This window comes from Gammaproteobacteria bacterium (assembly GCA_011375345.1).
In the GTDB taxonomy this organism is placed as follows: domain Bacteria; phylum Pseudomonadota; class Gammaproteobacteria; order DRLM01; family DRLM01; genus DRLM01.
The window spans coordinates 1-18407 of record DRLM01000139.1; the positions used below are offsets into that span (position 1 = coordinate 1).

16 protein-coding genes and 1 riboswitch are annotated in these 18407 nt (G+C 62.8%); of the genes, 5 read left to right on the forward strand and 11 right to left on the reverse strand.

The window, feature by feature from the left end:
* Positions 1 to 71 precede the first annotated feature (71 nt).
* Complete coding sequence (gene ilvE, locus ENJ19_10585) at positions 72 to 938, forward strand: branched-chain-amino-acid transaminase (GenBank protein HHM06171.1); 867 nt, start codon at positions 72 to 74, stop codon at positions 936 to 938.
* A 108-nt stretch (positions 939 to 1046) separates the two neighbouring features.
* Here ilvE and ENJ19_10590 read toward each other — a convergent pair whose 3' ends face one another.
* Positions 1047 to 2000, reverse strand: a complete 954-nt coding sequence (locus ENJ19_10590; protein HHM06172.1) for a J domain-containing protein — start codon at positions 1998 to 2000, stop codon at positions 1047 to 1049.
* A gap of 414 nt (positions 2001 to 2414) precedes the next feature.
* On the opposite strand from ENJ19_10590, the gene ENJ19_10595 reads away from it, so the two are divergent.
* Positions 2415 to 3722, forward strand: a complete 1308-nt coding sequence (locus tag ENJ19_10595; GenBank protein HHM06173.1) for a response regulator — start codon at positions 2415 to 2417, stop codon at positions 3720 to 3722.
* On the opposite strand, the gene ENJ19_10600 is transcribed toward ENJ19_10595, so the two are convergent.
* From ENJ19_10600 to ENJ19_10620, 5 genes are all read right to left on the reverse strand, one after another.
* A complete protein-coding gene (locus tag ENJ19_10600) occupies positions 3680 to 8014 on the reverse strand; it encodes a DEAD/DEAH box helicase (GenBank protein ID HHM06174.1) in 4335 nt (1444 codons plus the stop codon). The genes ENJ19_10595 and ENJ19_10600 overlap by 43 nt on opposite strands.
* Before the next feature lie 119 nt (positions 8015 to 8133).
* The gene (locus ENJ19_10605; GenBank protein ID HHM06175.1) at positions 8134 to 8742 is read right to left on the reverse strand and encodes a hypothetical protein; all 609 of its coding nucleotides are present in this window, start codon (positions 8740 to 8742) and stop codon (positions 8134 to 8136) included.
* Positions 8743 to 8744: 2 nt separating this feature from the next.
* Positions 8745 to 9392, reverse strand: coding sequence for a hypothetical protein (locus tag ENJ19_10610; GenBank protein HHM06176.1), 648 nt, complete (start codon positions 9390 to 9392; stop codon positions 8745 to 8747).
* 6 nt (positions 9393 to 9398) lie between these two features.
* Positions 9399 to 10205: a DUF4198 domain-containing protein gene (locus ENJ19_10615; protein HHM06177.1), complete on the reverse strand. Its 807-nt coding sequence runs from the start codon at positions 10203 to 10205 to the stop codon at positions 9399 to 9401.
* Positions 10206 to 10223: 18 nt separating this feature from the next.
* The gene (locus ENJ19_10620; protein ID HHM06178.1) at positions 10224 to 11312 is read right to left on the reverse strand and encodes a transporter; all 1089 of its coding nucleotides are present in this window, start codon (positions 11310 to 11312) and stop codon (positions 10224 to 10226) included.
* Between the two features lie 41 nt (positions 11313 to 11353).
* Here ENJ19_10620 and ENJ19_10625 point away from each other — a divergent pair, with 41 nt between their 5' ends.
* The 3 genes from ENJ19_10625 to ENJ19_10635 all read left to right on the forward strand — a co-directional run bounded on the left by ENJ19_10625 (position 11354) and on the right by ENJ19_10635 (position 14631).
* A complete protein-coding gene (locus ENJ19_10625; GenBank protein ID HHM06179.1) occupies positions 11354 to 11566 on the forward strand; it encodes a hypothetical protein in 213 nt (70 codons plus the stop codon).
* Positions 11567 to 11818: 252 nt separating this feature from the next.
* Positions 11819 to 12049, forward strand: a riboswitch (cobalamin riboswitch).
* 122 nt (positions 12050 to 12171) lie between these two features.
* Positions 12172 to 13992 (forward strand): TonB-dependent vitamin B12 receptor, encoded by a 1821-nt coding sequence (gene btuB, locus ENJ19_10630; GenBank protein ID HHM06180.1) that lies wholly within the window; start codon positions 12172 to 12174, stop codon positions 13990 to 13992.
* Positions 13993 to 14022: 30 nt separating this feature from the next.
* Positions 14023 to 14631: a hypothetical protein gene (locus tag ENJ19_10635; protein ID HHM06181.1), complete on the forward strand. Its 609-nt coding sequence runs from the start codon at positions 14023 to 14025 to the stop codon at positions 14629 to 14631.
* An 88-nt stretch (positions 14632 to 14719) separates the two neighbouring features.
* Here the strand turns inward: ENJ19_10635 and ENJ19_10640 are convergent, their stop codons facing one another.
* The 5 genes from ENJ19_10640 to ENJ19_10660 form a co-directional block, all read right to left on the reverse strand.
* The gene (locus ENJ19_10640; GenBank protein HHM06182.1) at positions 14720 to 15805 is read right to left on the reverse strand and encodes a hypothetical protein; all 1086 of its coding nucleotides are present in this window, start codon (positions 15803 to 15805) and stop codon (positions 14720 to 14722) included.
* Positions 15802 to 16707, reverse strand: coding sequence for an HprK-related kinase A (locus tag ENJ19_10645; GenBank protein ID HHM06183.1), 906 nt, complete (start codon positions 16705 to 16707; stop codon positions 15802 to 15804). Before ENJ19_10645 ends, ENJ19_10640 begins: the two co-directional genes overlap by 4 nt.
* Before the next feature lie 114 nt (positions 16708 to 16821).
* On the reverse strand, positions 16822 to 17115 hold the full coding sequence (locus ENJ19_10650) for an HPr-rel-A system PqqD family peptide chaperone (protein ID HHM06184.1): 294 nt from the start codon (positions 17113 to 17115) through the stop codon (positions 16822 to 16824).
* A 3-nt stretch (positions 17116 to 17118) separates the two neighbouring features.
* Positions 17119 to 17703, reverse strand: coding sequence for a hypothetical protein (locus ENJ19_10655; GenBank protein ID HHM06185.1), 585 nt, complete (start codon positions 17701 to 17703; stop codon positions 17119 to 17121).
* Between the two features lie 214 nt (positions 17704 to 17917).
* Positions 17918 to 18265, reverse strand: coding sequence for a c-type cytochrome (locus tag ENJ19_10660; GenBank protein HHM06186.1), 348 nt, complete (start codon positions 18263 to 18265; stop codon positions 17918 to 17920).
* Positions 18266 to 18407: the final 142 nt, after the last annotated feature.

Consider the following 18407-nt stretch of genomic DNA (forward strand, 5'->3'; position numbering starts at 1 on the left):
AGTCACGCTAGCCTGCAAGCCTGAGACTGGAAACCGGGCAGGGGCGCGCGCCCCGCAGGAGAGAGGGTGTTATGACCGTGTTTTGGGTGAACGGGAGCTTGGTGCCGCGGGAACAGGCGGTGGTGCCGGTGTTGGATCATGGTTTGTTGTACGGCGACGGTGTGTTTGAAGGCATCCGTTTTTATCACCGGCGGCCGTTTCGGCTGGGCGCGCATCGCCGGCGGCTGGAGCGCTCCGCGGCGGCGCTCCGGCTCACGCTGCCCTATTGCGCCGCCGAACTGGATGAGGCCGTCTCGGCGCTGATCGAGGCCTTTGACGGGGACGAGGGCTATATCCGCCTGATTGTCACCCGGGGCGAGGGGCCCATGGGTTTGGACCCCGCCGCCTGCCCCCGGCCCAATGTCATCCTTATTGCCACGCAACTGGAAATGGTGCCTCAGCCGGTGCGGGAGGCCGGGGCCCGGCTGATCATCGCCGCCACCCGCCGCCTGTCCGCCGACGGGCTGGATCCGCGGATCAAGACCCTCAACTATCTGAACCCTCTCCTGGCACGCCTGGAGGCGGCCCATGCCGGGGCGGATGAGGCGGTGTTGCTGAACGCCGGCGGCCGGGTGGCCGAGGGGACGGCGGACAATCTTTTCATTGTGCGTGACGGGTGCCTGCTGACGCCACCCACGTCGGAAGGGGCTTTGGCGGGCATTACCCGGGCCCTGGTGCTGGAGCTGGCAGGGGCGGCCGGGCTGGCGGCGGCAGAGCTGCCCCTGGCGCCATACGATCTTTACACCGCCGACGAATGTTTTCTGACCGGCACCGGTGCCGAACTGATTCCGGTGCGGGAGGTGGACGGCCGTCCCCTGGGTGCATGCCCCGGCCCCGTGTTCGTCAGTCTGCTGGAGGCGTTTCGGGCCTGCGTGGCGGCAGAAACGGGCGGTGCCTGATTGCGCACCAGCGCGCCGGGGACGGATTCACAGTTTTGCCAGGGGCGGGGCGTCAAATCTCCCCTGACGTTTGCCACTGTGCCGCATGGACCGCGCACGTCGCCTTGGTCAATTCATCCCCGCCCGCGGATTGAAGGGCAGGGCGGCCGCCAGTTCCCGATACAGCCGGCGTTGCTTGTCCGTTTCCGCCCTGGGGGTGTGAATCTGCAAGGTGACGATCTGGTCGCCCGGGGGCTGGCCGGGCAGGCCTCTGCCCTTGAGCCTGAGTTTTTGGCCCGACTGGGAGCCGGGCTGGATTTTCAGTTCCACCCTGCCCCCCAGGGTCGGGACCGTGATTTTGGCGCCCAGCGCCGCTTCCCAGGGTGTGACGGGCACCGTGAGGTGTACATCACGTTCCTCCACCTGAAACAGGGGGTGGGGTTCGAACAGCACTTCCAGGTATAAATCCCCCGCAGGACCGCCGCCCAAGGGGGGCGCGCCCTGGCCGGCGAGGCGGATTTTCTGCCCCGGCTGGATGCCGGCGGGGATTTTCACCCGCAGGGTGTGGGGGCGGGTGACGACGTGTCCCTGCGCGTCCACTTGCGGCAATTGCAGGGAAATATTGCGGCTGGCGCCGTGGTAGGCGTCTTCCAGACTGATGTGCACGCGGGCATGGTGGTCTTCGCCGCGGGAGGCCTCGGGCCGGGGGCGGAAACCGGCGCCGGGGCCACCGCCGAAGCGGCCGAACAGGCTCTCGAAGAAATCGCTGAAACCCGGCCCGCTTCCCGCGTCGCGAAAGCCGCGGCCGCGGAACTCGAAACCGGCGTCCCAGCCCGGCGGCGGCTTGAAACCCTGGCCGGCCTGCCAGCCGCCATGCAAGAGCTGGTCGTAGGCGGCGCGTTTTTCCGGATCCTTCAAGGCCTCGTGGGCTTCGTTCACTTCCTTGAAGCGGGCTTCGGCGTCGGTTTTACTGCTCACATCCGGATGATACTGGCGCGCCAGTTTGCGGTAGGCCCGCTTGATCTCATCCTGGGTGGCTTTGCGGTCTACGCCCAGTATTTTGTAGTAGTCCTTAAATTCCATAAAACGCCTTAAAACGATTCTCCAGGGGGACGGCACCTGCCACAGACCGGGCGTGTTGACGCCATATGGCGGGCTCCGTCACGCAAATCCACCGGGCCGGCCGGCAGGTCCAGCAGTTAAAGGTGCGCTGGGGAGGCGGCGGTGGATCGTCGTCCATGGCGGGGACCTCGTGCAATGGTTTGCTATCAAGTTCGTCCGGGCGGGGACGAAAAGATATGAGATAACACTAACATAATGTTTCATCAGCCCGGCCGGCCAGTCCGGCCTGGCGGCAGGCAGAGAAATCACTTGGTACGGTTGACAAACGCCGAGTCCGTCTTCTCCCCCGGCCCGTGGCGGGCGCGACGGGTGTGGTCTGCGCGGGTGCCGGGTAGTTTGAACCCGGGCCTGACTTAGAGCAAGCTGTGGGGAGCAATGAAAGCGCTGGTAGTTGATGACGCCAAACTGTTTCAGCACATGCTGGGGGTCATGCTGGAAGAAGAAGGGGTGGAGTGCCGTTTTGCCGCCAGCGGGGCCGAATGTTTCGACGTGCTGGAACAGGGTCCGGTGGACATGGTGTTTTTGGATCTGCATCTGCCCGATATGAAGGGCTACGACGTCAGCCGCCGCCTGCGCGAGACTCCCGCCACCCAGTTGCTTCCCATTGTGCTGCTCACCGCTGATGAGGACGATGAAGTGCTGCGGCGCGGTTTCGATGCCGGCATTTCCGAGGTCTTGCGCAAGGGCGATTTCGACGAACTTTGCCAGACCCTGAAACGCTTCGTGCGCCGCATGCGTCATGTCTGCAAAGGGCGGGTGCTGTATGTGGAAGACAACCGCGCCATGGCGGCCCTCACCACCCGGATGCTGGTGAATGTGGGCCTGGAGGTGGAGCATTTTACCAACGCGGAAACCGCCTTCGCCGCGCTCCAATGCAATGACTACGACATTGTGGTGACGGATATTGTGGTGGAAGGGGGCATGAGCGGTCTGGGGCTGGTGTCAGCCATCCGCACCCTGGACGGTGATAAATGCGATCTCCCCATCCTGGCCGTATCCGGTCTGGATGATGTGGCCCGGCGCATTGAACTTTTGCGTCAGGGGGCCAATGATTACGTTGCCAAACCCCTGCTGGAGGAAGAGTTCATCGCCCGGGTGGGCAATCTCATCACCAACAAGCAACTGCTGGACGAAGTTAAGGCCCAGCGCAAACAGCTGGCGGAGATGGCGGTCACCGACCAGCTCACCCGCCTGCACAACCGCCATTTCCTGTTTGAGACGGCGCAGAAGTTCACCAGCAATGCCTACCGCCACCACGAGCCCCTGAGCGTGCTGGTGGTGGATCTGGACCATTTCAAAGTCATCAATGACAGCCACGGGCACGCCCAGGGTGATGCCGTGTTAAAAGCGGTGGCGGGACTGATGCGGTCCAATGTGCGCGCGGGCGATGTCATCGCCCGTTTCGGCGGGGAGGAGTTTGTGTTGGTGTTTCCCCGCTGCCCGCTCCCCGATGCCTGCGCCAAGGCCGAGGTCTTGCGGCAAAAGCTGGACGCGTTGCACCCCGTCGGGATTTCCGTCAGCGCCAGTTTTGGTGTGGCGACCTTGCCCGTGGATGAGAAAATCACCTTTGACGAGTTGTTCAAAATGGCGGACCGGGCGCTGTACGCCGCCAAGGAACAGGGCCGCAACCGGGTGGTGAGCTACCACAGCCTGCCTGTGTCCGCAGCCGCCGCCATGGGCTGACGCAGCAGGTGGCTGCGGGCCGCGAAACGGCCCGCCTCGTCCAGTTGCGCCAGCCAGCGGACATCCCCCCGCGCGCTGGCGGCCACCGGCACACCGTCTTGGTACAGTATTTTCTGCCCCAGCTGCGCCGGCACTCTGGGGCCGGGGGTGACGATGCCCGTGAGATTGAGGGGGTCCGCCGCGCCCAGCGTGATGAAATCCCCCCGCGCACCCCCTTTGCGCGTCTCCCGCAACAGCCCCACTGCTTCCGGCAGGGCATACTGTTCGCCGGCGATACCGGCCACGAAACGGCCGCCGCGCAGCTCGCCCCGTGCTTCCATGCGGCGGTAAACGTAAAGCAGCTCGCGCCAGGAAGGCAGAGAAGCCTCCCGCTCCAATAATTTGCGGAACACCACGCCGTAGCGTTTGAGCAGCACCCGGGCCACGTGCCCGGTGGTCTCCCGCTCATTGCTGGCAGCCGGGCGGAGCAGCGCCCAACGGCCGGCATCGTCCACCGACGGTCCGCCGCGCCGTCTCCGGTTGAAGCCACCCCGTTTGGCGGCGGGGGTGATCAAGGCCCGCAGGCCCGCAAAGCCGTCGGCACTCACCAGGCCGAAATACACCAATTCCCCCAGCGCCGCCTCCACCTGGGTGCGCAGCAGGCCGCTGCGTTGCACCAGGTCCGCGAAAAACGAGGCGCCGTCTTGTTTGAGCAGGTCCCGCACCGTGGCGGCGGCGCTGGACAGGCGCGGGTTCAAATCTTCCGTCGGGGCCGCCAGGGTGCGCCACAGGGCCAGGTTTTCCCGCGGCATCAGGCTGACGGGCGTCATGCGCACAGGCGCCTGCCCCTTGCCCGGCCTGGCGGAGGCGGGCGGCGGCGTGCACCGGGCCCAGGCGTAGCGGCCGCTGCCGGTGAGCTGGTCCAGGTGATGTTTCAGATAGAAATCCACCCGTGCGGGCAGGATTTCGCTTTCCAGCGCTCCCGCTGCCAGGGGGAAGCCTTCCAGTTGTTGCAGCGCCGCGTCCACCGAGTCCGTGCCTTCGCCGCGGCGCTCGTCCAGATGCTGCCAGCGGAACAAAAAGCGCATGAAATCCGCCGGACTCACGGGTTCGATTTCGGCGCGCAGGCGCTGCACCGTGTAACGGTGAATCCGCGCCAGCAGCCCGCGTTCGCACCATTCGGTCTGGTCCGCGCCGGTGTAGCGGCCGCGCATGGCGCAGCCTTCCTGTTCCAGTGCCAGCAGGGCCAGTTCGATGCGGCCGGCCGGCAGGCCCAGCGGCGCGGCCAACCGGGCGGCGGTGACGGGCCCCAGGCCTTCCAGACGGCTGCGCACCAGTTCCAGCAAGGCGGCATCCGGGTCATCCGGCGGTGCCGCCAGTGGCGCGATGAGCGGCCTCAGTTCGGTGTCGGGAAACAGGGCTAACAATTCATGCACACGCTCTGCCGCCACCCACAGCGTTTGGCCGCCGGGCGCCGTCAACGCCGTTGCCCGCTGGTCCTGCACCAATACGGAAAACAGTTCTTCACTCCCCCCTTTGAAAAAGGGGGGGTGGGGGGGATTTTCTGCTCCGGTCGCGCGCGCCTCACCCCCCATTTCCCCCGCCGTCACAAACCCCAATACCAGCAAGGCATCGTGCAGTTCATCCACCGAGCGCGGCGCCGGCCAGGCCTCCTCCCGCACTTTCCGGATGGCGGCCGGGTCCAGCTTTCCGAGCGCCGCCGCGTCTTCCGGCTGATTGAAGCGCCGCTGCTGCACCGCCAGGGTGCGCCGCTCCTCCGCCGCGCCGTCGTCCAAAAAGGCGTAAGGGCGGGCGTTTAAGATGGCGTGGGACAGGGGCGAGGGCGCGCTGAGGTCACGGCAGACCAGCCGCACCTCGCCCCGCTCCAGCCGGCCCAGCAGCCGTTCCAGTCCATCAATGTCCATGGCCTCCGTCAGGCAATCCGCCAGCGCCTGATCCACCAGCGGATGGGCGGGCACTTCCCGGTTGCCGGTGATGTTTTCCAGACACGCCAGTTGATCGGGAAACACCACCGCCACCAGATCCGCCGCCGCCATGCGCTGCAAGGGGGCCGGCACCCGCTTGCCCCCGCGCACCCGTTGCAGGGCCAGGGCAATGGAGGCACACCAGCGCCAGCGGGTTTCGAACAGGGGTGCGTCCAGCAGGGCCTGGATCAAAATCTCCCGCACGGTGGCGGCTTTCAAATATCCCGCCACTTCTTCCAGCGGGAAGCTGTGGGTGGGCCCCAGGGACAGCACGATGCTGTCTTCCAGGGCCGAGGCTTGCAGCTCGAAATTGAATTTGCGGCAAAACCGCTTGCGCAGGGCCAGGCCCCAGGCGCGGTTGAGGCGCGAGCCGAAGGGGGCGTGGATGACGAAATGGGTGTCGCCCGCTTCGTCGAAAAAGCGTTCGAACACGATGCAATCCCGGGTGGGCAGTACCCCCAGTGCGGCCAGGGCGGTGGCGTAGTACTCGGCCAGTTGCCGGGCGGCGGCAGGGTCCAGATTCAGTTCGTCTTCCAGCCACTTTCGGGTGGCGGGCAGACCCTTGCCCAATTTCTCCGTCACCGTCTGCCGCAGGCGGGAGACGGCCTGGGACAACTCGTCGGTGCGCCCCGGTGCCTCGCCGAACCAGAAGGGGATGTTGGGCGGCTGGCCCTGGGCGTCTTCCACCAGCACTTTGCCCTGCTCGATTTTCAGGATGCGGTAGGCGGTGTTGCCCAGTTGAAAGATGTCGCCGGGCAGGCTTTCAAAGGCGAAGTCTTCATTGAGGCTGCCGATGAACAGACCCTCCGGCAGCAGCACCACCTCGTAGTCAAACTGGTCGGGAATGGCGCCTCCGTTGGTGAGGGCGGTGAGGCGCGCCCCCCGGCGGGGGCGCAGCCTGCCGTTTACCGCGTCCCGGTGCAGATAGGCACTGCGGCGGCCGCGGCGGGTGGCGAAGCCTTCGGCCAGCATGGTGACCACGTTGGTGAAAACTTCCCGCTCCAGTTCGCAGTAGGGCCCGGCGCGGCGGCAAAGTTCAAACAATTCGGTTTCGATCCACTCGCGGCTGGCCACTTCGGCCACCAGATGCTGGGCCAGCACGTCCAGCGGCGCTTCGGGGATGAGAATCCGGTCCAGCTCGCCGTGGCGCACGGCATCCAGCAGGGCGGCGCATTCTGCCAAATCGTCCAGACTCAGAGGGAACAAGCGGCCCTTGGGGGTCGCGTCTACCGCGTGGCCGGAGCGGCCCACCCGCTGCAACAAGGCGGCGATGCTGCGGGGCGAGCCCAGTTGGCAGACCAGGTCCACCTCGCCGATGTCTATCCCCAATTCCAGCGAGGCCGTGGCCACCAGGGCTTTGAGGCTGCCGGTCTTGAGCCGCTGCTCCGCCTCCAGCCGGTGCTCCCGCGCCAGGGACCCGTGGTGGGCGGTGACGGCCTTGTCCCCCAGCCGCTCCGCCAGGTGGCGCGCGGCCCGCTCCGCCAGGCGGCGGGTGTTGACGAAAATCAGCGTGGTGCGGTGGTTTTGAATCAGCGTTTCCAGGCGTTCGTATATCTCCGTCCACACTTCGTTGGCCATCACGGCGGTGAGGGGCGAGTCCGGCACTTCCAGGGCCAGATCCCGCGCCCGCAGGTGGCCGGTGTCCACGATGGCACAGGGCGCGCCCCCGGTGAGGTAGCGGGCCATGTCCTCGATGGGTTTTTGGGTGGCGGACAGGCCGATGCGCACCGGCGTGCGGCCCTGAGCGTCCCCGCACAAGGCATCCAGCCGGGCGAGTGACAACATGAGGTGGGCACCGCGCTTGCTGCCCGCCACCGCGTGCAGTTCGTCCACGATCACGCTGCTCACCGTGCCCAGCATGCGCCGGCCCGATGCCGAGGTGAGCAGAAGGTACAGCGACTCCGGCGTGGTCACCAGAATGTGCGGCGGCTCGCGCCGCATGCGCTCCCGTTCCCCCCGGGGGGTGTCCCCGGTGCGCACCTGGGCGCGGATGGGCACGTCCACCACCCCCTGCAGCAACAATTCATCGCGAATACCGGCCAGGGGGTGGTCCAGGTTTTTCTGAATGTCATTGGACAGCGCCTTGAGGGGGGAGACGTAGAGCACCCGGGTGGTGTCGTCCAAACCCCGCTCCAGCCCCTCGCGCACCAAGCCGTCAATGGCAGCCAGGAACGCGGCCAGGGTTTTGCCCGAACCGGTGGGCGCGGCGATCAAGGTATGGCGCCCGGCCTGGATGGCAGGCCAGGCCTGGGTCTGCACCATTGTGGGGGCGGGAAAGGCGCGCCGGAACCAGGCGGCAGTGGCGGGGTGGAAAGCGCTCAGGCTCATGGAGGGATGATAGCGCAGGCCGGGCGGGGGCGGGTGGGGCAGTTGTGTGGCGGGTCAGGGGTGGGGGAGGACCACCCGCTGCCTGCCAGTGAAGAAAAGGGAGAAAGGGGACGGGGCGGCTATTTTTTTGCGTTCATATTATTTATGAACGCAGCCAACAGTACCGCCGCATCACGTATGGCAGCGGAAAACTCTCGGGTGGCCTTGTCAGATGAAGCCAGCTCATCCGCCCTGGCAACCAGTTCTTTGAGGGAAAGCCCGGCGTAATCGGCGATCAGACCGGTGCCGACATTTCCATCAAAATCCACCACATATTTTTCATTTATCCCCAAGACGGCAGCTTGAGCAATGCGATTGTCTGCATCCAAGCCCACCGCAAATTTGAGTTCGCCGTGACGGTAATTTGTTTTCCCCACATATGCCGCACCAACAATCGCTTTGCTCTGCTTGTCGGTAGCCAGATAATAGCTGTAGAGCTTGTCATCCAGTTCCAGGCCGTAAGTCTTCTCTGCCCATTCGGCGGCGTCCTCTTTCAACGGCTGCTTGCGTTTGACGATTCTGGCCCCCTCGGGCAGCATCGTTTTCAAGGCCGCCTTGGTTTTCATAAACGTGACCATTGGCCCGGCGTGGCCTTTGTGTGCCTGAGCCTCCTGGCTGACGCCCAAGGTCAGACCAATGGCCAACAGCGGCGCGACAAGAAAAGCCATAGGGTTGCGAATAGTTTTCATGTTCATGATTCCTCAATGGTTTCCGGTTTCATCAGCCACAACTCCCACAACACCCTGAGGGAGATGAAGGCAAAACAGAGGCCGATTGTGGTGCCCGTGGCGACGGTCATATAGGAGAAGCTGCCGGAGACAAAGCGCACCAGGTTGAGGCTGAGGATATCCCCCCAAAGGCCTAAAAACAGCAATGAGACCACGACGGCTTTGATTGATTCGTGCAACCGGGTCAGGCAGAGCAAGCCTCCCATTGCTAGCAGCAGGAGGGAAAACGAGAGAAGATGAATGTGGGAGACCTGGGCCAGAATCTGTGGCGGCAGGGTGTCGTCACCCATCGCTCCCGCACCGTGGTCCATGCCTGCCATATCCATTTGCGAGTGATCCATGCCTGCCATGTTCTTGTCACCGCCCGATGTCTCTTCGTCGTCGAAAGAAAATTCCTCCTCGACAAAGCCCTGTTCGGCAATCGCCGCCGCTTCACTGCTGGACAGGCTTTTGTCCCCGTAGTGATCGGAAATGGCCTGTGGATCTATGCCGACAGACAGCGCCGCATTGAACACAGCAGCGAGATAGCCGCTGCCAAGAATGATGACAAAGCCGGTAACCAGCAGTTTCCATGACAGAGGCAGACGGGAAAAACCAAAGCTGTCAGTCATAACAAACTACCTCTCGATATCGCGTGTTCTGACCCACAGCACCGCACCCAGTTCAACCGGGTACGCTTTGCCGTCGTGGCTCATGGCCTCGTCGCTCTCCACCAGGGCGGCCATTCCCCACCAGCCCGATTTGGGCATTGCATAAGCGAACACACCGTTGGCATCCGTTTTGATGACCTGGGTGATGTAGGGATCAGAGGGTGCCATCACCTCAGCTTTGTCGTTGTAGTATTCCACTTCAACACGGGCAAACGGCACCGGTTTGCCATTGTGTTTGACCACGCCCCGGAACAGATTGTTGGTCCACAGTCCGTAAGGCCTGGTCAATGGCACGATTTCAACCTTCAGCCCGAGTTCTTTGTCCCACCCCTCTTCCATGCCGAAGGCATTAACAACAGTTTTTGCATAATGAATGATAAAGCGTTCTTCCGCGGCCTCCCAATAAGGTTGCGGCTCGACGAAGAAAACATGATCACCCGGTTTGCGGATTTTATAGCTGGCCTGGTAGGATGACAGCGTGTCACCGGCTCTGTCCTGGTAAGGGGTCTCTTTCAAGTTGCCCAGAAGATCAATTTCTTTTCCTGCCACCCAAACGCCGAAACGCTGCGGCTTTTTCATGTTGAGCCCCATGCCTTCAAAGGGATGGGTGAAGATGAGACTCACAGTGAGCTGGCGGCTTTCACCGGCAGAGATGATCTCATCTGAAGGGACAATCATCTGGAAATGAGCGTAGGCGGGCGCGACTGCGCCCGCCATGCCGATCATTATGACTATCTTGCCTAGCAACTGATTAATCCATGGTTGGTTTTTCATAATGATCCCGGGTTTTTCTCAAAAAGCTGAACTCCACCCCAAACTCCAGCGGTATTTCTCGTCATTGGAGATGCCGCCCAATTCTTGGTAAACGGGGTATGAAAAATTGGCGTAGATCCCCTGCCTCTTGCTTATTTTATAGTTGATGCCCGGTGACAGGTAAACAACATCACCGCCACTGTTTTTCTTGATTTCATCGTTCTCAATGTCCTGGTCGAAGAAGATGGCATTCAGCTCGATCACTGGAACAATTGAGCTGTGATGGGCAAAGGCTGCTGCAACATCAGCCTGCAAAGAATTGCCCGGACGGAACTGCTTGGCGCCCTGGGTTCCGAAGCGATAGATCACATCCGCGTCCAGTGCAATGCTTTCCGTCAGATGGCCACTAAAGGCTATCCCGCCCTGAAAGGTAATGGCGCCGCTTCCCGGCTGATTGTGCGTGCCGATAATTTCGCCGTTGTCTGTTCTGTTGGTGATTTTGCCGGTTGGCAGTATAACACCGAAGACAGAGGCCCATTGATTGTCGCCATCGTTGAAAAAACGGTAGCGGCCGGTTATCAGCATATCACCAAAGCCTGGCGACTCTTTGGTGGGGGAGATACACTTGGCGCTGCTGGGGTCGCCTTTGACGGGCGGGTTTTTGGCAAAGCAATCGTTGGCAAAGTCATCGCCATTATCTTTAAAGCCCTTGAAATTATTGTATTGCCACATGAGGCTGATATCCATGTCTTCATTTACCGGGAAGCCATAGGTAAGAAAGTAGGCATCCTCGCTGGAGTGCATGTGGACATCTTCACCATCCGCTTTGAAATCGATCAATTGCTGATCAGAAAAGGTCTCATAACGGCGGGCGTCCCACCGCAGGCCGATTACTTTTTCCTCCAGAATCGACGCGCCCACGGTATTGATGCTGCCTGAGCCACCACCTCGCAGGGACTCACCATGGGCAAATACGGATGTTGACACCACAAGCAAAACGGCTCCGCCGGCGATGGCCCCGCCTGCCTGCCTGGCGAGCGCTTTCGCTCTGTGGCCGCTCATTGCCGGACAGTACGTGTTCGACTTGTCAGCTGGACAGCCGGAATTTAAGGCTTTGTCAGATTTCATCTTTCTCCCTCTGTAGTTGTTGGATGGATCGGCGCTGCGTCATGTTGATGGTCATGGTGTCCATCATCGTGCTCGTGCTGATGAGAATGCGCTATCTCTTCATGGGTATGCTCATGACAATGCTCACCCATGACTTCCTCATTGTGATGATGGGTATGGTGGTCATCATCGTGGCGATGGGTATGCGTGTGGCTCACCGTGCGATGGAGATGCCGATGATAGGTCGAATCGCATACCATTTCGCTGCTCCCTGAAAAAAGGCCGCCCAGACGCGCAACTGCCGTACTGCCCGGCCGAATGAAGGGCGAAGATAGACATTTCTCAAAATAAACGGTGCGCCAGCCACTCAGTGTGCACTTGAGGCCGGTGCCACGAGTGTGTATATAGTAACACCACCTGTGGCACGATTTCAATACCTGTAACACCAAAAAGTGTTTAAAAAGGGGTCAGACCCCTTTTATGCTTGTCAAGGCTGTTTCTTGACACCATGTCCCTTGTTCCATCAAAATCCCCGCCCAGCTTCAGGTGTCCCAAGGGTGTTCACCCCAGGGATTAAACGGGAAGCCGGTGCGTTCCTGACATGTCGTCAACGGACAATTCCGGCGCTGCCCCCGCAACGGTAGGCGAGTAAAAAGCGGATCATCGAGCCACTGCGCTTCGACGTGGGAAGGCGATCCGCCCAGGTCTTTCCAGACCCCTCGCGAGCCCGGAGACCGGCCTGGAGCCCTTGCTTGGCATTGCGGAGGGCGATGTCGCGGCTGACAGGTTCTTTTTCCTGTTCCCGTCCGGTTTTTTCCTCCGCGGTGTTTCTATGTCACCAGTTGGCGCGCGGGTGAGCGTGCCGGAGGGGAACCAAGGTATGAGAAATTGCATGCCCGCAGCACTGTGTCTGCTGCTGGGTTCTCAGTCTGCTTTTGCTGTTGAACTCGATCCCATCATTGTTACCGCGACCCGTACCGCCCAAACGGCGGACGAGGCGCTGTCTTCGGTAACCGTTGTCACACGAAAAGAGATCGGGCGTCAGCAGGCACAGTCCGTCCCGGACCTGCTGCGTGGTGTCCCGGGCGTCAGCGTCGCCAACAACGGCGGGCCCGGCAAGGCCACCTCGGTGTTTTTGCGCGGCACCGAGTCCGACCACGTGCTGGTCCTGATCGACGGTGTCAAGACCGGCTCTGCAAGCCTGGGCACCGCGGCGTTGCAGGATATTCCCGTCGAGCAGATCGAGCGCATCGAGATCGTGCGCGGGCCGCGTTCCAGCCTGTACGGCTCCGAGGCCATTGGTGGGGTGATCCAGATTTTCACCCGCAAGGGCGGTGGCGCGCTCAGGCCCTTCTTCAGTATCGGCGGCGGCCGCTACCAGACCTACAGTGCCTCGGCGGGTGTCTCCGGTGGCAGTGAGCGTGGCTGGTTCAGCGTAGGCGCAAGCGGTATCGACACCGGGGGGTTCAATGCCTGCAATGGCAAACCCTCGCCGGACGGTGCCGGTTGCTTCACCACCGAGCCGGACAAGGACGGTTACCGCAATCTGGCGGGGGCCTTGCGCGCGGGCTACCGTTTCGACAACGGTCTTGAAATGGATGTCCACGCCCTGCACGCCGTGGGCGACAACGAATTTGATGGCGGCTTCGTCAATGAATCTGAGTTCACGCAACAGGTACTGGGCGGGACGTTGCGCTTCTCCCCCGGGGACATCTGGCAAGCCACGCTGGCTGTGGGCCGCAGCCGGGACGAGTCTGACAATTTCAAGGACGGTGCCTTCCAGAGCCGCTTCGAGAGCGAGCGTTATACCCTCTCCTTTCAGAACGATATCAGCATCGCTGCCGCTCATCTGCTCACGGTGGGTGCCGACTACCAGGACGACCGCATCGACGGCACCACCGCCTATGCCGTCACCTCCCGGGACAACAGCGGCTTGTTCACCCAATATCAGGGCAGCTTCGGTGCCCACGACGTGCAGCTGTCCCTGCGCCGCGACAACAATGAGCAGTTCGGCAACCGAAATACCGGCAGCGCGGCCTGGGGTTACGCGCTGGGCGAAGGCCTGCGGCTTACTGTGGCCTACGGCACCGCTTTCAAGGCACCGACCTTCAATGAACTATACTTCCCCGGCTTTGGCAACCCAAAGCTGCGGCCCGAGGCGTCGCGTAGCGTGGAGTTCGGTCTGCGCGGTGAACCCGCCTGGGGCCGCTGGTCGCTCAACGCCTACGAGACCCGCGTCGATGACCTGATCGCCTACGATGCCTCGCTTTTCGCCCCCAACAACATCGACCAGGCGCGCATCCGCGGCCTTGAAGCGGTACTCGGCACCCGGCTTGGAAACTGGGACCTGAACGCGAACCTCACGCTGCTCGATCCGGAAAACAGATCCGGCGGCGCCAATGACGGTAACGTACTGCCACGCAGAGCCCGGCGATTTTTGCGTCTCGACGCCGATCGCGGCTTCGCTCGTTACCGCCTGGGGGCGACCCTGCTCGCCGCAGGCAGGCGCTATGATGATCTTGCCAATACCCGGAGCTTGGGCGGTTACGCAACCGTTGATCTGCGTGCCGAGTATGCGCTGACTGGGAACTGGCGTGTGCAGGCACGGCTCGAGAATCTGCTCGACAAGGACTACGAGACCGCCGCGTACTTCAATCAGCCGGGGCGCAGCCTGTACCTGACCCTGAGATATCAACCCTGACCACAAATGACACCATCCAAGGAGCCCGCCATGGTGACACTATCGACCCGCAATCAAATTTGGATCGGCGCCGGACTGGCGCTGCTGCTCATCGCCACCCGGGGCCAGCACTTCGCCACATCGCTACAGCTGCCCGGCGCTTCCTGGGCGGTATTCTTTCTTGCCGGTGTGTACCTGCGGCCGGTATGGGTCTTGCCGGCCCTGCTGGCCTTTGTCTGGGGGCTGGATTTCACCCCCCACCTGCTCAGCGGCGCCAGCCTGGCGGAGATCGTGAGTGGTGGCCAGGCCTTTTGTCTGACGCCTGCCTACGTCTTCCTGGTGCCGGCCTACGCCGCCCTTTGGTTCGCCGGGCGCTGGTATGCGCGGCGGCACCGGTTTGAATGGCGCACGCTGCTGCCGCTCGTCGGGGCCGCGCTCGCGGGGGCCATGGCCTGTGAGCTGTTCTCCAGCGGTGGCTTCTATTTCTTCTCCGGCCGCTTCGCCGAGCCGAGTCTCGCCGGGTTCGGCGCGCGGCTGGTGAAATATTTCCCCGGCTCCCTGCACGCGTTGGCGTTCTATGCCGGGATCGCCGCCACAGCGCATGCGCTGCTTGGTTTCGCTGCCGCTGCGCGCCGCGTCCGCAGGGCAACCGCGGCGTAACAAAAGGGGTCAGAGCCCTTTTATCCTCTTCCAGCGCGGACAAAAGAGCAGTGAGGCGGAGGGAGTGGTGCCCTGGTCTCGGCCTCTCTCAATGGTCCGCTTCACCCCGCACTCTACGCCGCCAGGCTTTGCGGATGAGATGAGGCAGGAGCAGATGAGGCGGCATGCGCAGGTGGTGGGAGCGCACATACAGGCACCAGCGGGCGAGGCCGGTGAAGGCATCGGCGCAGCTTTTGTGGCCGGGCAGCAGGCCGCGGCGGAGCAGGGCGTCCATGGCGGCGCGCAGCGGCGCGGCGGGCGCGGCCCGGGCAAGTTCGGCCGGCATTGCTGCGGGCACGGGGGTGCCCAGCAACTCGCGGCTGTAGTGCAGGGCGTACCACAGGGGGCGGTGCAGTTCCAACTCGAGACTGCGGCGGGCGAGCCCGGTCCAAAAGGTGTCGGTTCGGGCGTAGTGGCGCAGCAGGCCGTCCAGGTCCACCAGATCCCGCAAGCCGTTTTCCAGCTCGCCGTCATGAAAGAGGTGGGTGGCGCTGTGCAGGATCATGTCCGCCGGGCTCAAGGTGTAGAGCCGGCCGCGGCCGGGAACCGGCATGGCGGCGGCCCGCAGCCTGGCCGGGTCGGGGTGCAGGGGGGCGGTTTCCGGCAGGATGTTGTGGTGCACGTCCAGCACGCTCAGGCGGGTGATGTGGCGCAAAGGCGGCAGTTCGTGCATCCACTTACGGTAGTAGCGTTGGTCGTAGGCGTTGTGATGGGTGGTGACCCAGCCGCCCAGGAGCAGGGCGCGCTCCACCTCGTCCAGGCGCTCTTTGGGCACCATGAAGTCGATGTCGTTGTAGAGGCGGCCGTGGCTGATGGGGAGTCCGGTGACGGTGTAGGCGGCGCCTTTGAGCAGGATGATGGGCAGCTCCAGCCGGGCCAGGGCTTTTTCGATCCAGCGCACTTCCCACAATACGTCGCGGCGGTTTTTCTCGGCGATGGCCGCGGCGGAGTCGAGGTGGATGCGGGGGCGCCCGGGAATCTCCACCTGCCCGGCGCGCAGGCGCAGGGCGAGGCGGGCGAGCAGATTGGCGCTGCGGGCCTGGCGGATGAGCAGGTCCCAGTCTTTCTGGGTCAGCCCGGCAGCGGTCGCAGGGTCGCGGAGGATGCGGACAAGCAGGCAGGCAGGTGCGCTCATCGGGCCAGTTCGTTCAGGGTGGTGATGGCGTCAGCCAGGTTGCTGTAGACAAAATCGTAGCAATCGCTGCGGTCCACCAGTTCGGCCGCGGTCTCGAAGCCGATGGCGGCGAGGATGGAGTAGTTGAAGCCGTTTTCCGCCGCATAGAGCAGGGTCGAGGCTTTGGAACGCGGGGTGAGCCGGGTGGCGGCGCCGGCGCAGTAGCGGGGGAAGATGATCCATCCTGGCGCGGCTGTCTCGCCGGCGCGCTCGACGCTGTCTGGGGGCGCTTGCAGATGTGCCACTGTGCCTTTGAGGGTGTCATGGTGCGGCGGGCCCATGACGGCTTTCGGGGCGAAGCGGCGGATGATGGCGATGGATTCGTTTTTGAGGCTGATGGGGCGCGGGATGGGGGTGATGGCGAGCGTGTCCGGCTCCACCAGGGTCAGTTCGTCGGAAAAATACCGCCAGCCGCGCATCGCCAGCGCTGCGCACAGGGTGCTTTTGCCCGCGCCGGGCGGGCCGGGCAGGATCAGGGCCCTGCCGCTTTTTTCCAGCACCGCCGAGTGAATGATGAGATAGCGATGGTAATGGGTGGCCACACACCAGTTCAGGCCCCACTCGAAGCTGGGGAAGGCCTGGTTGAGAGGCAATGGCTTGAAGGGGCGGTGGCCGTCCAAAGAGAAGATGACCTGGGGCCTGAGCCAGCGCCGCAGCCCGCCGCAGCGTTCCAGGATGATGTGGAAATCGGCGCAGTCACAGTGCTCCGGCAGCTCGTAATGGCCGTAGAGGGTGGCAATGGTGCCGGCGACGGGTGTGATTGGGGTGCGGAGGCGGACGATCAGCGGGCCGATGGGCAGACACAAGCCTTCGCTTTCCAGCCGCGTGGCAATGTCCCCGGGTTCGATTTCGCCGATTTTCACTGGTGAGTGCCGTGTTGTCCGGCATCACGCGCCCGCACTGCGGGGTTGCCGGATGGCGTCGGTGAGAGCCTGGAACGGGGGTGTCTTGCAAGGGTGGGGCGGGGAATGGCCAAGTCAGCGTTCTTCCAGGAGTCCTTTCCCGGCCAACTCTAGCACAAGTTTTTCGACGGATTCAGTCAGCGCCGCATCAGGCGGGATTTGACAGGCGGCGGCTACCGCCGCCACCAGGTCGGGCAGCGTCCGGGGGGCTGTGGCCAGGAGCCGCAGACATTCGGCGCCCACGGCACTCAAGGCGTGGGTGTCGCCGGACTGCTGGTGATATACCACCGTTTCGTCTTCCCAGCTCCGGAACATCAGCGTTGCGCCGCCGCTGAGCGCCCATTGGGAGGCTGCCGCGCGCTGTGCCACGCCTCAGGTCCAGGTGGTGTCCAGGAAGCTTCTGAGTTCCGAACTGGTCATGAAGCCGTTCAGATATTCATTGTACAAGGCATGAACATTGGCCACGGTCAGCACATAGTCGCCGGGGTACTCATAGGCATTCAGCAGGGCGGCCACCACGTGGTTGCCGGGGCCGAAGGTGTTGTTATTGCGTTCCAGCATGACAAAGCGCATGGAATACCCCACGTGCTCAGTACCGCCGAAGCCGTAAGTCAGGTCGTGGAACAGGGTGCCCCCCGTGCAGGTGTAGCTGGAGCCTGTCTTGGAGCAGCTCCCTGCATCCAGCGGGCTGGGCCAGGTGTCTTTCGTTTTCCAGTAACCGGGGCTTTTGCCCAGGGTGCACAGGTGATTGTGCTGCGACATGTTGCCCGACTGCCACTGGGACAGGCTGCAATGGTGGGCCCATGCCGGCCGGTTGGCGAGGGTCATGAGCAGGGGCACGCACACGGCGCCTGCTTTGGCGAGGCGCCGCCTGGAGGGGTCAAACGGCTTGTGTGTGTCTTGGGCAGGGACGGACGGCTTGGGGGCGTCCTCGTCGTTATTGTGCTGCTGATCCATATTCTGTTTCGCCACTGGTTGATTCAGGGGATTGTTTGTCCGTGCAAGCAATAATAAGGCCAATATTGTATATCACTTTGATATACATAGAGAATACTCACGGCATCCGCGGTGCCTCCGGGGTGCGATCATACGTCTGTAAAGAATGCTGACAAACCGGGGTCAATTATGTGGAACGGGGTTGTTTCTTGTAAGCGCCGCTTGCGTGAAGCAATTACTTTTTCAATGCCAGCACAAAGTCTACCAGCTTGGTGATGTCTTCGTCGCTGACCCGCGGGTAGTTGGGCGGCATGGGCATGCCGCCTGTGACCTTGGTCCAATTGCCGGCCCCCCCGGATTTTACTTTGTTGATCAGGCGGTTTCTTGCATCCGGGTCACCCCGGTAGCGCTCGGCCACGGCGGTCCAGGCCGGTCCCATCAGTTTGCCGTCCACTTTGTGGCAGGCCAGACAGCCGCTTTTCTTGGCCAGGGTCAGGGGGGCGGCGGCGCGGGGGCCGGGGGCCGCGCCTGATCCGGTGTCCGGGGGTGTTCCGCTGGGGCCGGGGTTTCCGCAGGCGGCCAGAAAAAGAAGCCTCGTCAGCAGAATCTATGGGTAGATTCCGGTTCAGGTAAGGCGCCAAGTGTATGATACAAAGCGATTTCCATAGCGTGATAGGTTCTAAAGCCAAAGGCTTTTCTGACAGTCAGTTTTGCCTTGGTGTTAA

Bases quoted from the DNA above. Each gene is read 5' to 3' on its own strand.
- ENJ19_10620 (HHM06178.1), bottom strand. From the start codon at position 11,312: ATGAAATCTGACAAAGCCTTAAATTCCGGCTGTCCAGCTGACAAGTCG.
- ENJ19_10605 (HHM06175.1), bottom strand. From the start codon at position 8,742: ATGAAAACTATTCGCAACCCTATGGCTTTTCTTGTCGCGCCGCTGTTG.
- ENJ19_10615 (HHM06177.1), bottom strand. From the start codon at position 10,205: ATGAAAAACCAACCATGGATTAATCAGTTGCTAGGCAAGATAGTCATA.
- ENJ19_10655 (HHM06185.1), bottom strand. From the start codon at position 17,703: ATGGATCAGCAGCACAATAACGACGAGGACGCCCCCAAGCCGTCCGTC.
- btuB (HHM06180.1), top strand. From the start codon at position 12,172: ATGAGAAATTGCATGCCCGCAGCACTGTGTCTGCTGCTGGGTTCTCAG.
- ilvE (HHM06171.1), top strand. From the start codon at position 72: ATGACCGTGTTTTGGGTGAACGGGAGCTTGGTGCCGCGGGAACAGGCG.
- ENJ19_10590 (HHM06172.1), bottom strand. From the start codon at position 2,000: ATGGAATTTAAGGACTACTACAAAATACTGGGCGTAGACCGCAAAGCC.
- ENJ19_10625 (HHM06179.1), top strand. From the start codon at position 11,354: ATGTTGATGGTCATGGTGTCCATCATCGTGCTCGTGCTGATGAGAATG.
- ENJ19_10640 (HHM06182.1), bottom strand. From the start codon at position 15,805: ATGAGCGCACCTGCCTGCCTGCTTGTCCGCATCCTCCGCGACCCTGCG.
- ENJ19_10595 (HHM06173.1), top strand. From the start codon at position 2,415: ATGAAAGCGCTGGTAGTTGATGACGCCAAACTGTTTCAGCACATGCTG.
- ENJ19_10600 (HHM06174.1), bottom strand. From the start codon at position 8,014: ATGAGCCTGAGCGCTTTCCACCCCGCCACTGCCGCCTGGTTCCGGCGC.
- ENJ19_10610 (HHM06176.1), bottom strand. From the start codon at position 9,392: ATGACTGACAGCTTTGGTTTTTCCCGTCTGCCTCTGTCATGGAAACTG.
- ENJ19_10635 (HHM06181.1), top strand. From the start codon at position 14,023: ATGGTGACACTATCGACCCGCAATCAAATTTGGATCGGCGCCGGACTG.